Genomic DNA, 13,954 nt, shown 5'->3' with positions numbered 1-13,954 from the left:
GCCTATTTTTCATTTATGGATATAAAGTATGCTGATTTTGCTGCGAATGTTAAAATATAACAGTAAATTTTGCAGTCATAATTAAAGCTTGTTACTCTAGCGCGGTTTTGTACCACAATTGTGTTGTTTTCATGTTATATAGCCATTTATTTACGCCTTTCAAATTAGGTTCCACTACACTGAAAAATCGTGTAGTGATGGGTTCTATGCATACTAATCTAGAAGAGCTTCCTCAGGGATTTGAGCGTTTAGCCGCTTTTTATGGCGAGCGGGCACACGGGCAAGTTGGACTAATTATCACTGGTGGAATTTCACCAAATCCAGAAGGTATTTTAGCACCAAATCGCAGTGTCTTAGATTCATCAACTGCGGTTGCACATCATCAGCTTATTACCGAGGCTGTTAAGTCCCACGGTACTAAAATTTGCATGCAAATATTGCATGCAGGACGCTATGGTTATCATCCTAAACAAGTTGCGCCTTCAGCTATCCAAGCGCCTATTAGCCCTTATACACCTGCAGAATTAACACATGAACAAATTGAAAAACAAATTGATGATTTTGTACTGTGCGCCAAGCTTGCAAAACAAGCAGGGTATGATGGTGTTGAAATTATGGGATCGGAAGGATATTTAATCAATCAGTTCATAGTCAAAGCGACTAACCATCGTGATGATCAATGGGGTGGGTGTTATGAAAACCGTATTCGTTTTGCTGTTTGCATAGTCGCGCGCGTTCGTGCTGCGCTTGGTGATGATTTTATTCTAATCTTTCGTTTATCATTACTTGATTTAGTGGCCGATGGCAGTACGTTTAACGAAGTGCTGCAATTAGCACACGCATTAGAAAGTGCAGGTGTTGATATGCTTAATTCGGGTATCGGTTGGCATGAGTCACGTATTCCTACAATTGCAACCAGTGTACCAAGAGCGCTATTTTCATCATTAAGCCAACGCCTAAAAGCTGCGGTGTCAGTGCCTGTTATTACGAGTAATCGAATTAACACACCTGAAGTTGCAGAACAATTGTTAGTGGATGGACACGCTGACTTTATCTCGATGGCGCGGCCATTTTTAGCGGATAGTCAATTTGTGGCTAAAGCCTTTGCAGGGCAAAGCGAACAAATAAATACATGCATAGCATGTAATCAGGCTTGTTTAGATAATATTTTTGTTAACTTGCCTGCTTCTTGTATTGTGAATCCACGGGCTTGCAATGAAACATTAATGCCTATAAAACCAGCCAAGATGATAAAAAATATAGCTATCGTTGGTGGCGGAGCTGCTGGTATGGCTTGTGCTATATATAGTGCGGAGCGAGGACATCAGGTCACATTATTTGAACAAACCGCCCAATTGGGCGGGCAGCTATTATTAGCAGCGAATGTACCAGGCAAAGAAGAGTTTAAAGAAACCCTGCGTTATTTTAAAAGTCGCTTAGCAAATCTCAATGTTGTAATTCATTTGCAAAACAGTGCCGATATAGCAACTTTATCTGAATTTGACCACTGTGTGATTGCCACTGGTGTTAAAGGAGCTACGCCGAATATTGAGGGAATTGAACAGTCAAACGTTGTAGGTTATCAGCAAGTACTTAATGGTGAAGTCAAACTGGGCTCAAAAGTCGCCATTATTGGTGCCGGTGGCATTGGATTTGATGTAGCGACATTTATAACTGCAAATCATATGGTTACAAACACGAAGCTGTTACCTCTTCATGAAAGTGATACGACGGATGCTGATCAATTTACTCATCAGTGGGGGATCGATCTTAGTGTTACTTACCCAGGCGGGATAAAAGATAAAGCAGGCAAATCTACAGCGGCTAATGAGGTTTACTTACTGCAGCGTAAGCTACGCAAACACGGTGCTGATTTAGGTAAAACCACAGGGTGGATCCATCGTGAGCATTTAAAGCAACAAGGTGTAAAAATGCTTGCTGCGGTGAATTATCAAAAGATAAATGCTCAAGGTTTGCACTTAAGTGTGCGTAAACGTGAGCGACTATTGGACGTTGACCATATTGTTAATTGCAGTGGTCAGCAATCTGTACTCCCTGAATATCAACAACAGCTTAGCCAGTTATTGATTCCAGTTAGCTTTATTGGTGGTGCATTAAAAGCTGAAAAATTGGATTTACAACGGGCAATAGGCGAAGCGTTCTCGCTGGCACAAAGTTTATAATAAATGATAACGGTGTTTAAAGTGGTCAAAAATAATAACAAGGATGTGACAATGGAGCAGGTAAAGTTATGGCGCATGTAAAACCGGTTATGTTGACGTTAGAAAACGTTAGCTTTGGTTATAAGCAAAATGCTCCTTTGAGTATCGATAACGTGTCGCTTAGTTTAATTAAAGGCAGTTGTACTGCTATTTTAGGGCCAAATGGTGCAGGTAAATCGACTTTAATTTCTTTAATGACGGGTTTATTAATGGCGCAAACAGGTGCTATAAACTACCCATTTTATAAACAGTACGGTTTGACTCAAGCAATTGCACAAAAAGTAGCTTTAGTGCCGCAAGATTTTGCGTTTTATCATGAGTTAAGTGTGTATGATAATTTAGCTTTCTTTGTTTCTATTAGCGAAAAAAACCGCCACTTACATGCCGAACAGATTGCAGCAGCTATTAAATTATGTAACCTTGAAGAGGTTGTTAATAAAACCGCAGGTACGTTATCGGGGGGATATAAACGTCGTTTAAATATTGCCATAGCTTTGAGTAAACAGCCTGATATTATCTTTTTAGATGAACCTACCGTAGGGATAGACCCATTATCTCGAGATGCAATAATTACGCTTTTACTCGATTTAAAACGCCAAGGGAAAACGTTAGTGTATACATCCCACTTATTGCATGAGGTGGCTCAGTTATGCGATGACGTGGTATTTTTACGCGGTGGAAAAGTTGTTGCCTGTGAAGCATTAAATAGCGAGAAGCTCTCTTTGAGTTTTTCTACATTTAAGCCGTTGTTAAACACTCAAAGCACGCTTTTTAGTCAGCAGCTAGTGACGCTTGAAGGTAATCACTATCAGTTGGTTATTAATAATAGTGAACAACTCGGCGCTGCGTTTAGTGCACTCGGCCAATTAAGTGATGATATTAAAGCATTGTCGTTTTCAGACAATCATATTGAGCAGCTTTATCGCGACCTATTTGCGGAGCCATTATGCTAATCCATACAGTAAAAAAAGAAGCACGCTTAATTGCAAATGATCTGCATAGTTTAGCCGTGTTGTTACTGATGCCGATTTTATTTATGGTGATAATGACGATGGCAAGTAGTCAATCACAACAGAATATGCAGTCTAATTTATCGTTAAGTGTCATTGGAAAAGCCTACAGCAAACATAGCAATGTTTTAATTGAACTATTAAAAGCACAGGGTTTTATAGTGCCAAGTTCACCTATTACTCAAACTAAACAAAGCACACTGACGATTGCTCCTAAATTTGATCAGTTAATTTTAATGAGACAAGGCACGAGCCAACTAACGCTGGAAATTAGTGATGAGCTCGCGCCACAAACTCGCATGCTGATGACTGAAAAAGTAAAAGCCAGCTTAGCGCAATTAAAATTGTATCTGTATATGTTAGATACTGGTGATTTAGATGTCGATTTGCCCCTCAATGAGCAAATAAGTCAGATTATAACTGCTTCAGATGTCAGCTATTTATTAGCGCAACAATCTATCAAGGCACTCGATAACCCCGCATTAAATAGTGTGCCCGCATGGTGGGTATTTGGTATCTACTTCATTGTGCTGCCCATTTCATTGACGTTTATTAATGAACGCAATAATGGGACTTTAGTTAGATTAAAAACTTACCCTATTAGTATGGCTCGTTACTTTTATAATAAGGCGTGTGCGTATGTGTTGGTGAGTATAGTACAAGGAGGGTTACTTGCGCTGATTGGCTGTATTGTGATCCCGTATTGTTTAGATTTACCACTTTTATCTTTGCATGGGCTGCTTTATAGCATACTGACCTTTATAACCGTCAGTTGTACGGCCATCGCATTTGCCTTGCTATTGGCAAGTTTGGTATCGAGTTACGAGCAAGCAATTGTTGTAGGCGGAGGGGTAAATATTATTTTAGCCGCATTGAGTGGTTTTATGGTACCGCTGGAAATTATGCCAGATAATTTAGCCGCACTTGCTAATGGCTCGCCTATGTACTGGTCAGCGCAATTATTACGACAGCTTATGAGTGAATCGATTGATCACACTTTTTGGCAATATAGTGCATCACTTTGGGGTTTTTCATTGTTATGCTTTACTGCCGCATTATGGACATTTAATAAAAAAATGAGGAATTTGACATGGAATTAGCAGAGCTAAAACTACAATTGAAACAGTTAATCATTACTGAGTGCGATAAGGAAGATGATTTTGAACCCGCAGATATTATTGACTCAGAGCCATTGTTTGGTAGTCAATCACGTATCAATTTAGATTCACTTGATGCTCTGCAACTATCGCTTGTGCTTAAACAGCATTTTGGAATTAAAGTTGAAGGCTCAAAAGAAACGCGAAAGCATTTACAATCTATTGATACTATAGCCGATTTTATTGTTCGTGAGCGTGAAAAGTAATGACTTTACGGGATGTGTATTTAAATGCCAGCGACGTGCTATCGGCGTCATTAGGCTGTGAAAAAAGTAGCCAAATAACCACGCAAGAAGGTACGCGTGTTGGATTTAAATCATTCCGTGATGAAATTAGCTGTAATGATTTCTTTGGTATTTTGGCGCATTTTGACACCTTGCTTTTACCACTTTTTAAGAAATTACAGTTGTCAGCTGACGAACTTGCAAAAACCAGTCTATTTTTGGGATCAACATCTCTTGATATTAGTGCCGTTGAGCTCGGAGCTGAAGATACATTATGGTTATCAAAAACTGATAAAATAAGCCAAGAGCTGGTCAAGCGTTATGGTTTGAACGAGCTTGAGTTTACTTTTAGTACAGCATGTACTGCCAGTGCTAATGCTTGTTTATATGCCACACGGTTAATAGCACAAGGAAAAATTGAGCACGCACTGGTTATTGGTTGCGAGTTTTACAATCCGCTTACGGTTGAAGGATTTAAATCGTTAGATTTGATCAGCGCGACAGGATTAGCTGCATTTGCAAAAGGGCGTTCCGGGCTCATTTTAGGTGAAGGCCTTGGTGCGTTATACTTATCCTCAACACCCACTGAACAATGTAATTTGCGAGTTCTTGGTGGTGCATCATCGTGTGATACATACAGTCTAACCATGACTAAAGAAGATGGTAGCCATATAGCGCATGTGATAAATGAGTGCTTAACGCAAACAAATATTACATGTGACGATATTGATTTAATTAAAGTGCATGGCACAGCGACGCTTGGGAATGATGAAGCAGAGTGTAATGCACTCTCATCGCTATTTATTCGTGATTCATTAACTACTGACCAAATATCAGCAAAACAATTACCGCCTATCATTGCGTTTAAACCTTATACAGGCCATACCCTTGGCGCATGCGGCGCGATAGAAATTGCGCTATTTGTTAAATGTTTAGAGCTAGGAAGTTATACGCCACCAAGTTATACGCATAGTGAAAATGAGCTAATGTGGCCGTTTTATCATGGCGCACACTTTAATAACGTGGATACTGTTTTGTTTAATTACTTTGGTTTTGGCGGTAATAATGCTGCGTTAGTATTACAGCGTTACAAGGGTTAACGAATGAAAGAATTAGCAACGAGTCATATTAGCTTTGAAAAGAGTTTAGATATAAAAAGCTTACGACAACAAGTAAAGCAAGAAACCGGTTTAGTTGTACGTAGAATGGATGCGTTTACATTAATTGCTTTACTTGCTGTTTATCGAGCTAAAGGTGACATCCAGCTCAGTAAACGTTGTGGTTTATATAGTTGCGCTGATTATTTTTCAAGCGAACTAATGCAGTCAATGCTACGAGATATGCACAACGCGCACGCTATAAAACCATTAAGCTTTGTTGCAAGTGTGGGTAATGCAGCTAATTATTACCTTGCAAATACATTTGGGATAGATGGCCCCAATATATTTTTAGGCAGCAGTGAGCAGGCGATGGTCAAAAACCAGGTATTAGCTGAAGCTGATATGGGTTCAAACTTAATCGATCACGGTGTAGTCGTCGTGTGGCAAGAAGACGAGAAAGTACGCCAATGTTGGGTTAAAATCATAGAAAATGATGGTTTTTCCAGCTAACGCGAACGTTTCTGCGAGTTTTCCTTGAATCAGCGGTAGCACAACTGTAGAATTTAGCCTCTTTTTGTCACCACCTTTGTAATAAGGACTGTTACGTTGAAATTTGCCATAAAAAAATGTATCGCTTGGGGCGATGGTAAAACTTGCCTTGAAGATTGGCAGGCTTTTGCAAACAACGTCAGTATACAGGCGCAAACGTTAACTCTTCCTGAATTAAAACAGATACCTGCAATGCAGCGTCGACGCTTAAGTGCGTTTGCCAAACTGACATTACACTGCGCTTTAACTGCAAGTGATACGTATCAACATGAAATTCCCAGTGTTTTTTCGTCTCGTCATGGTGACTTACATAAAACAAGTAAATTAATAGCAGATGTCGCGAGTAAAGAAGCACTTTCGCCAACGCACTTTGGCCTATCAGTCCATAATGCTGTGGGTGGTTTGTTTAGTATTTACACAGGTAATAAAGCCCCGTTAAGCGCTGTATCTGCGGGTGAAGATAGCTTTTTTATGGGCTTAGTAGATGCAGTTGCTAAACTACATACCCGAAAATATAAACGTATTTTATACGTATACAGTGATCAAGCCGTCCCTGAGCATTATCAGAATTACGTACAGCAACACGCTGATAATATTGCCGTCGGCTTATTAATTGAAGCTAGCGATAGTGTCGATAATTATAGTATTGAATGTGTTGGCCATGATAATGTGCAATCAGCCGAAAACCTACAACTACAGGCGCTGGATTTTTTAAAGTTTTACTTCTCACAACAGCAACAACTTTCTACTTGTTCTAAACGTTATAAGTGGCAGTTAACGCGTTCATGAAAGCAAAATTGATAAAAATATATCGCGTATTTGCCACAGGCAGTGCGTTTGCCTTATTTAGTGGCGGTGGTTTGGTGCTGTCTATTTTGGTGTTTTCAATCCAACGGTTAATTTATCGTGATATCAATCAGCGTAATCAAGCCGCACGCACTGCGGTACATTACTCATTTAAGTTTTTTGTAGGTTATATGCGCTTAGTCGGCATACTACGATTAGACATCGATAAGCTTGATGAAATAAAACACGCGAAAGGACAGTTGATTATTGCTAATCACCCATCCTTAATTGATGTGGTTGTGCTCATTTCTATTGTACGTCATGCTGATTGCGTGGTTAAAGCTGATTTATGGAAAAACCCTTTTCTCAAAGGCGTTGTTAAAGCCACCGGTTATATAAATAATGATGCAGATCCTGATTATTTTTTAGGGCAATGCCAACAAAGTTTTGCTCGCGGTAACAATCTTATTGTATTCCCTGAAGGGACGAGAAGTACCCCTGGAAATACATGGAAATTTAAACGTGGCGCAGCCAATATCGCGCTTCGTACTGAAGTAGATATGTTGCCAGTACTGATAGATGTCAGTCCAGTCACATTAACGAAAGGTCAAAAATGGTATCAGGTTACTGATCGCCGTTTTACTTTCAAAATGCGTGTACTGCCCCCTTATTTAATTGAACCTTATTTACACGGCGAACAATTATCTAATAGCGTCAGGCAGTTAACGCGTGATTTACAAGCTTATTTTAACGAGGAAAAATCAAAACATGAGTGATTTAAGCACTGAAGTAAAACAACTTATCATCGAAACGTTAGATCTTGAAGATATTGAAGCAACAGATATTAACGACGAAGAAGCATTATTTGTTGATGGCTTAGGACTAGATTCAATTGATGCATTGGAATTAGGTGTAGCTATTAAAAAAGCATACGATGTGAAAATCGATGGCAATACCGATGATAGTAAAAAACATTTTTACTCGGTTAAAACCTTGTGTGATTTTATTGTCTCAACACGGGCATAATTTATTGCAGTTCTAAAACTGTATTGTTTGGAAGTAACTATGAGTAATGAAAACATGAATAACGGTGATAAAATTTTCGCAATGTTAAGCGAAATTCTGCAAGAATATTTTGAAATTGACGCAGAAGACATTACCCGCACCGCAAACTTATATGAAGATTTAGATCTTGATAGTATTGATGCCGTTGATTTAGTAGTAAAACTACGTGAGCAAACAGGTAAAAAAATCGAACCTAACGATTTTAAACAAGTGCGTACTGTGCAAGATGTGATTGATGCTGTAGAAAAGCTAATGATAGCAGACGCTTAATGAAAAAAGCGCTACTGGCTGGGTTGCTGTTATTATACCCCTTAGTGGTGTATTTTGGTCTGCAATTTAGTGAGCCTGCATTGGTTGGCGGGGTGTTTGCAGTGGTATTACTGCTGCGACACTGGTTAGTAAAGGATAGCAAAGCAACAATCCCGCATTTTCATGTAATGACAATTAGTGGGCTTGGATTATTATTATTTGCCACGTTTGCCAATTCAGAATTAGCACTTAAGTTTTATCCCGTGGTGATCAATAGCTGCTTTTTAGCTGTATTTGCTTATTCACTTTATAAGCCACCAAGCGTTGTAGAAATTATTGCAAGAAAATTCGAAACCCTTGATGCACATGGCAAGAAGTATACGCGTGCAGTGACGAAAGTGTGGTGTGGCTTTTTTATCATTAACGGTGTGATCGCTACCGCAACGGTGTTTCACCCAGATCCGAAAGTATGGTTAACCTACAATGGTTTGATCTCGTATCTGTTAATGGGATTAGTCATGGCAATAGAATTAATAATAAGAAAATGGCAAAAGGCAAAAAATAAAGCAAATGAAATGGCCGACTAATAACTCCTATTTTTATGGTGAGAATCATGATTTCGCGATGTGGCAGCAACAGGTAATTGCACACGCTGAACAGTTTTCTGCGCAATCGGCACAAACCTGGCTGTTGTTTGATGCTGATAGTTATCAATTTAGTGTACTATTTTTTGCATTGTTGGTGGCAGATAAGTCGATTGTTTTACCGCAAAATGGCCAGCCAGAACAGCTTACACAATGCCTTAACCATGCTGATGAATTTACTGGAGATACACGTTTAGCACCTGCTAAAGTAACATTTTCTGGAGAAATAAAGAGTAAGCATATTGCTGATATTGAAATTAATGAAGACACTGTAATTCGTTTCTTTACTTCAGGATCATCAGGTAAGCCAAAAGCGATAGATAAGACCTTCAAGCAGTTGATACAAGAAGTGGATGTACTGCAAGCCCAGTTTGGCGAAACACTTAAAGATACTGTGATTGTAGCAACGGTATCACACCAACATATATATGGCTTATTATTTAAATTACTTTGGCCGTTATATTCAGGCCGAGATGTTTGTTTAAAAAGCTTTGAATACCCTGAGCACTTGCTTCACTTTATTGAACTTAATGGTAAAAGCGTAGATGTACAGGATTTTACTTTAATTAGCAGCCCCGCTTATTATCATCGTTTAGTACAAGACAATGTGCTTATACCCGTAAAAGAGAAATTGCGTAGTTGCTTTTCATCAGGTGGGCCTTTGCAAAGTGTTGCTGCGCAACTGTTACAAGAACAATTAACGCATGCGCCTATTGAAGTGCTCGGCAGTACCGAAACAGGAGGTATTGCTTGGCGGCAACAAAGTTTATCATCAATATGGCAAGCATTTAGCCCAATAAAAATAAAGCGTGATGATTTACAGCAGTTAATTATTTCATCACCTTATGTGGATGGCGGACAGTGGTACAAAACGGATGATCGAGTGGAGTTACTTGATAGTGGCCACTTTAATTTATTAGGCCGCGCTGACCGAATTGTCAAAATTGAAGAAAAACGCTGTTCTTTAGATGAGATCACGCAACGCATTAATGAATATCAGTGGGTTGATGAATGCTATATATTGCTGCTTGAAAATACCCAACAACAAAAACGTAGTGAAATTGGTGCGGTGTTAGTGTTAACCGAACAAGGTGAAATTGCATTAGCAGAGCAAGGTAAGTTTAAATTTTCGCAGGCTTTAAAAAATCATTTAAAGGCCTTTTTTGAGCCACTAGTGATCCCGCGCAAGTTTCGCTATTTATCAGTTTTGCCTTACAACACACAAGGCAAACTTGAGAAAACGCAATTGGAGAAGTTGTTTGACTGATTTTGTATACAAACCGATTTGTGACGTAATAGAGCAAAGCCCTGAGCATGTGCAATTGCGTTTATTAATTCCTGAAAATTTATATTATTTTCAAGGTCACTTTACTCAAGCTGCTATTTTGCCAGGTGTTGCACAACTTGACTGGGTAATGCATTACTTAAACAAATATTTAAATGTAGATCCCCAAAAAGTGATCTCGGTTGATGCGTTGAAATTTCAAATTATTGTGCAGCCTAATTATCAAGTAGATTTACTACTTAAAAAAATTAAAGACACTAAATATAGCTTCAGTTACAGCTCAGAGCATGGCCAACATGCATCTGGTAAAGTTGTCCTTGCTGATGAATAAGAGTAACTGATAATGCCAAGCCAATATGGATTTGTGATCCCTAATTACAATCACGATTTAGTGATCCTCGATACGATCATTGCTTTAGCTAATTTTAAGTTGCCGATTATCTTGGTTGATGATGGAAGCAATGAAAAAACTCAGCGAATTCTTGAGCAAATTGATGCCCAGTTTGCGTTAGTAACTTTAGTACGCCGCACCGAAAATGGCGGTAAAGGGGCTGCAGTGCAAACCGGCTTAGCGCATGCGTATGAAGCTGGTTGGAGCCACGCAATCCAAGTTGATGCCGATGGCCAGCATGACTTAAATGATGTTGAACAGCTCATTGTTCGCTCGAAATTTCAGCCAAATGCATTGGTAAGTGGGCAGCCTATATACGATGAGTCTATTTCAAAAGGGCGCTACTATGGACGTTTTATTACTCACTTTTGGGTCTATATAGAAACTTTATCCTTTGCGCTCAAAGATACTATGTGTGGTTTTCGTATTTACCCACTCGCTGCCTATAGTCAGCTTATCAGTAGCACTAAGCTGGGGTATAAAATGGATTTTGACATAGAGGTGATGGTCAAACTGTTTTGGCAAGGCACACCGGTTGAATTTATTAAAACCAAGGTTCATTACCCTGAAAATGGCGTATCTCATTTTAATGTGTGGGACGATAACGTGTTGATTTCAAAAATGCACACGCGTTTGGTATGTGGCATGCTATGGCGTTTACCGCGATTAATAGCAAATAAATTTAAATAGGGATTATGCGTGTCTGAGCAAACAAAAATACCACAGAACAAAACGGAAAAACCATTTCATTGGTCACAGCTTAAAGAGCGTGGTTCAATGTTTGGTATTGAAGTACTGGTATTTATTTATAAAGTATTTGGTAAATGGCTGTTTAAAATTGTTTTAACACCCGTTATGTTTTATTTCTATGTCACAGGGCGTTTATCACGCCAAGCCATTTGGCATTATCTTGATAATCTCAATACCAGTATGGGTGAAAATAAACGCACTGGCTGGGCACGCTTTAAGCAAGGCTTTAAACTGTATTTTTCATTTGGAATGGCAATTTTAGATAAGTTTGATGCATGGCTTGGCAAAGTGAACATTAAAGACTTGGAAATAGCCACACCTGAAGGTTATCAGCAATTACTTGACGCTAAAGGTGCCGTGATTTTTAGTGCGCACTTAGGGAATATGGAAATTTGCCGTGCTATTTTCAGTATGGGGGATAATAAACGTCCACTCAATGTGATTACATATAACGAGCATACTCCATCATTCAACAATTTTTTGAAAAAAGTAAACCAAGATGCAGCAATTAATTTTATTCATATCAATAACTTTGGTCCAGATGATACAATTAAGTTAAAGCAAAAATTAGATGACGGTGAAGCGGTTATTATTTTTGCAGACCGTACTTCAGTTAATAATCCTAACAGTGTGCATCATGCTCCATTTTTAGGTGAAGAAGCCCCGTTTGCGGTGGGTCCTTTTGCATTAGCAAATATCATGGAATGCCCAGTGTTCTTAATGTTTTGTATTAACGAACAAGGGCGCTATAAAACGTATATAGAGAAGTTTGCTGACCCCATTAAAGTTAAACGTAAAGAGCGTCAAGCCTACTTTCAATCGATGGCGACTAAGTTCGCACAGCGTTTAGAGTTTTATTGTAAAAAAGCACCGTATCAATGGTACAATTTTTTTAATTTTTGGCAAAAAGCCACCGACAAAGATTCAAAGCCTAGCTAAATATCTGGAGAATGAAGTAAATGGAAAATAATAAATCAAACAACCTATTATTTGGCGCAGGCCGTTTAACAATTGAAGATATTATTAGTGTTGTTAAAGGTGATCGTGCCGTGGCGCTTTCAGGTGATAGTCATTTTGCAGAAAAAATTGATTCTGCAGTGGCCTTTTTAGACAAATTACTTGCTGAAGAAGGCCATATTTATGGTGTAACTACCGGTTATGGTGACTCTTGCACAGTGGAGATCCCATTGTCGTTAGTGCATGAATTACCAATGCATTTAACACGCTTTCATGGTTGTGGGCTAGGTGACTTTTTTACACCTGAGCAGGGTAAATTAATTTTAGCAGCGCGTTTAGCGTCATTATCGCAAGGGTATTCAGGTGTTAGCTGGGATTTACTAAAATTACTGGTTGAAATGATCAACCGAGATATTATACCTGTGATCCCACAAGAAGGTTCTGTAGGCGCAAGCGGCGATTTAACACCACTGTCATATGTTGCAGGCAGCTTAATAGGTGAGCGTGATACTTACTATAAAGATCAAGTTGTTAATTCGTTGGAGGCATTTGCTGCTGAAGGCTTAAAAGCAATTACACTGCGTCCTAAAGAAGGCTTGGCAATCATGAATGGTACGGCTGTTATGACCGCACTTGCATGTCAAGCATATGACCGCAGTGAGTACGCTAGCCGCTTAATGACGCGTATTACTGCCTTATCAAGCATTGCACTTAAAGGTAACAGTAATCATTTTGATGATATCTTATTTAGTGTTAAGCCTCACCCAGGTCAACAAAATGTTGCAAGTCGTATCCAACATGATTTAAACCATGTTGAGCATCCACGTAACTCGCATCGATTACAAGATCGTTACTCAATTCGCTGTGCACCACATGTAATAGGCGTGCTTGAAGATAGCCTGCCGTGGTTACGCAGCATGATCGAAAATGAACTAAATAGCGCCAATGACAATCCTATCATCGATGGTATTGGAGAGCATGTGCTGCATGGCGGTCATTTTTATGGTGGTCACATTGCGATGGCAATGGACTCAATGAAAAATTGCGTAGCAAACTTAGCTGATTTAGCGGATCGTCAAATAGCAACGTTAGTTGATGTGAAAATGAACCACGGTTTACCGTCTAATTTGAGTGCAGCATCTAGCGAACGCCGCTTTATCAACCATGGTTTTAAAGCAATACAAATTGGTTGTTCTGCATGGACTGCTGAAGCACTTAAGTTAACAATGCCTGCGAGTGTATTTTCTCGTTCTACTGAGTGTCACAATCAAGATAAAGTAAGTATGGGGACAATTGCAGCGCGTGATTGCTTACGTATTTTACAACTAACAGAGCAAGTATTAGCCGCAACATTACTGGCTGCCGTACAAGGTGTGCGCATTCGCATTTTAAATAACGAAATAGATGCCGCAGCACTTAATCCAGAGATCACCACAATGATTGATGATGTAGCTAGTTTTTGTGATTTACTAGAAGAAGATCGTCCAACTGATAAGTTACTTCGTCAAACGATTGAGTATATTCAGACGCAACGCTGGGCTTTGTATCCAACAGCTAAAGGTTAA

16 protein-coding genes are annotated in these 13,954 nt (G+C 39.2%); all 16 read left to right on the top strand.

What is annotated here, in order from left to right; all coding sequences use genetic code 11:
• Positions 1 to 131: 131 nt before the first annotated feature.
• Complete coding sequence (locus ACJJVX_RS00895) at positions 132 to 2,183, top strand: NADPH-dependent 2,4-dienoyl-CoA reductase (RefSeq protein WP_170172807.1); 2,052 nt, start codon at positions 132 to 134, stop codon at positions 2,181 to 2,183.
• A 68-nt stretch (positions 2,184 to 2,251) separates the two neighbouring features.
• A complete protein-coding gene (locus ACJJVX_RS00890; RefSeq protein WP_054454714.1) occupies positions 2,252 to 3,175 on the top strand; it encodes an ABC transporter ATP-binding protein in 924 nt (307 codons plus the stop codon).
• Positions 3,169 to 4,332 carry an ABC transporter permease gene (locus ACJJVX_RS00885; RefSeq protein WP_054203843.1) on the top strand — a complete coding sequence of 388 codons (1,164 nt, stop codon included), beginning with the start codon at positions 3,169 to 3,171 and terminating at the stop codon, positions 4,330 to 4,332. The genes ACJJVX_RS00890 and ACJJVX_RS00885 overlap by 7 nt, the downstream gene beginning before the upstream one ends.
• Positions 4,323 to 4,595, top strand: coding sequence for an acyl carrier protein (locus ACJJVX_RS00880; RefSeq protein WP_054203842.1), 273 nt, complete (start codon positions 4,323 to 4,325; stop codon positions 4,593 to 4,595). The genes ACJJVX_RS00885 and ACJJVX_RS00880 overlap by 10 nt, the downstream gene beginning before the upstream one ends.
• On the top strand, positions 4,595 to 5,713 hold the full coding sequence (locus ACJJVX_RS00875) for a beta-ketoacyl synthase N-terminal-like domain-containing protein (RefSeq protein ID WP_405629590.1): 1,119 nt from the start codon (positions 4,595 to 4,597) through the stop codon (positions 5,711 to 5,713). The genes ACJJVX_RS00880 and ACJJVX_RS00875 overlap by 1 nt, the downstream gene beginning before the upstream one ends.
• Before the next feature lie 3 nt (positions 5,714 to 5,716).
• Positions 5,717 to 6,223 carry a hypothetical protein gene (locus tag ACJJVX_RS00870; RefSeq protein WP_054203840.1) on the top strand — a complete coding sequence of 169 codons (507 nt, stop codon included), beginning with the start codon at positions 5,717 to 5,719 and terminating at the stop codon, positions 6,221 to 6,223.
• A gap of 96 nt (positions 6,224 to 6,319) precedes the next feature.
• Complete coding sequence (locus tag ACJJVX_RS00865) at positions 6,320 to 7,051, top strand: beta-ketoacyl synthase chain length factor (protein WP_054203839.1); 732 nt, start codon at positions 6,320 to 6,322, stop codon at positions 7,049 to 7,051.
• Positions 7,048 to 7,824, top strand: coding sequence for a 1-acyl-sn-glycerol-3-phosphate acyltransferase (locus ACJJVX_RS00860; protein ID WP_054203838.1), 777 nt, complete (start codon positions 7,048 to 7,050; stop codon positions 7,822 to 7,824). Before ACJJVX_RS00865 ends, ACJJVX_RS00860 begins: the two co-directional genes overlap by 4 nt.
• Entirely contained in the window at positions 7,817 to 8,074 is a 258-nt protein-coding gene (locus ACJJVX_RS00855) for a phosphopantetheine-binding protein (RefSeq protein ID WP_405629589.1), read from the top strand. The genes ACJJVX_RS00860 and ACJJVX_RS00855 overlap by 8 nt, the downstream gene beginning before the upstream one ends.
• Positions 8,075 to 8,128: 54 nt before the next feature.
• Entirely contained in the window at positions 8,129 to 8,383 is a 255-nt protein-coding gene (locus ACJJVX_RS00850; protein ID WP_054203898.1) for an acyl carrier protein, read from the top strand.
• On the top strand, positions 8,383 to 8,949 hold the full coding sequence (locus ACJJVX_RS00845; RefSeq protein WP_405629586.1) for a hypothetical protein: 567 nt from the start codon (positions 8,383 to 8,385) through the stop codon (positions 8,947 to 8,949). Before ACJJVX_RS00850 ends, ACJJVX_RS00845 begins: the two co-directional genes overlap by 1 nt.
• The gene (locus tag ACJJVX_RS00840) at positions 8,933 to 10,273 is read left to right on the top strand and encodes an AMP-binding protein (RefSeq protein WP_405629583.1); all 1,341 of its coding nucleotides are present in this window, start codon (positions 8,933 to 8,935) and stop codon (positions 10,271 to 10,273) included. Before ACJJVX_RS00845 ends, ACJJVX_RS00840 begins: the two co-directional genes overlap by 17 nt.
• The gene (locus ACJJVX_RS00835) at positions 10,266 to 10,622 is read left to right on the top strand and encodes an acyl-CoA synthetase (protein ID WP_054454708.1); all 357 of its coding nucleotides are present in this window, start codon (positions 10,266 to 10,268) and stop codon (positions 10,620 to 10,622) included. The genes ACJJVX_RS00840 and ACJJVX_RS00835 overlap by 8 nt, the downstream gene beginning before the upstream one ends.
• 12 nt (positions 10,623 to 10,634) lie before the next feature.
• Entirely contained in the window at positions 10,635 to 11,372 is a 738-nt protein-coding gene (locus tag ACJJVX_RS00830; protein ID WP_054203833.1) for a glycosyltransferase family 2 protein, read from the top strand.
• Positions 11,373 to 11,381: 9 nt separating this feature from the next.
• Positions 11,382 to 12,371: a family 2 glycosyl transferase gene (locus ACJJVX_RS00825; RefSeq protein ID WP_054203832.1), complete on the top strand. Its 990-nt coding sequence runs from the start codon at positions 11,382 to 11,384 to the stop codon at positions 12,369 to 12,371.
• Between the two features lie 20 nt (positions 12,372 to 12,391).
• The gene (gene hutH / locus ACJJVX_RS00820) at positions 12,392 to 13,954 is read left to right on the top strand and encodes a histidine ammonia-lyase (protein WP_054203831.1); all 1,563 of its coding nucleotides are present in this window, start codon (positions 12,392 to 12,394) and stop codon (positions 13,952 to 13,954) included.

The sequence above is a fragment of the Pseudoalteromonas sp. Ld20 genome, from assembly GCF_045064175.1.
In the GTDB taxonomy this organism is placed as follows: Bacteria; Pseudomonadota; Gammaproteobacteria; order Enterobacterales; family Alteromonadaceae; genus Pseudoalteromonas; species Pseudoalteromonas neustonica.
This window is presented reverse-complemented; position numbering and strand designations above follow the sequence as displayed.

Coding starts and splice junctions, on each gene's coding strand:
- ACJJVX_RS00850 (WP_054203898.1), top strand. CDS start 8,129: ATGAATAACGGTGATAAAATTTTCGCAATGTTAAGCGAAATTCTGCAA.
- ACJJVX_RS00895 (WP_170172807.1), top strand. CDS start 132: ATGTTATATAGCCATTTATTTACGCCTTTCAAATTAGGTTCCACTACA.
- hutH (WP_054203831.1), top strand. CDS start 12,392: ATGGAAAATAATAAATCAAACAACCTATTATTTGGCGCAGGCCGTTTA.
- ACJJVX_RS00890 (WP_054454714.1), top strand. CDS start 2,252: ATGGCGCATGTAAAACCGGTTATGTTGACGTTAGAAAACGTTAGCTTT.
- ACJJVX_RS00875 (WP_405629590.1), top strand. CDS start 4,595: ATGACTTTACGGGATGTGTATTTAAATGCCAGCGACGTGCTATCGGCG.
- ACJJVX_RS00845 (WP_405629586.1), top strand. CDS start 8,383: ATGAAAAAAGCGCTACTGGCTGGGTTGCTGTTATTATACCCCTTAGTG.
- ACJJVX_RS00870 (WP_054203840.1), top strand. CDS start 5,717: ATGAAAGAATTAGCAACGAGTCATATTAGCTTTGAAAAGAGTTTAGAT.
- ACJJVX_RS00855 (WP_405629589.1), top strand. CDS start 7,817: ATGAGTGATTTAAGCACTGAAGTAAAACAACTTATCATCGAAACGTTA.
- ACJJVX_RS00885 (WP_054203843.1), top strand. CDS start 3,169: ATGCTAATCCATACAGTAAAAAAAGAAGCACGCTTAATTGCAAATGAT.
- ACJJVX_RS00880 (WP_054203842.1), top strand. CDS start 4,323: ATGGAATTAGCAGAGCTAAAACTACAATTGAAACAGTTAATCATTACT.
- ACJJVX_RS00840 (WP_405629583.1), top strand. CDS start 8,933: ATGAAATGGCCGACTAATAACTCCTATTTTTATGGTGAGAATCATGAT.
- ACJJVX_RS00860 (WP_054203838.1), top strand. CDS start 7,048: ATGAAAGCAAAATTGATAAAAATATATCGCGTATTTGCCACAGGCAGT.
- ACJJVX_RS00830 (WP_054203833.1), top strand. CDS start 10,635: ATGCCAAGCCAATATGGATTTGTGATCCCTAATTACAATCACGATTTA.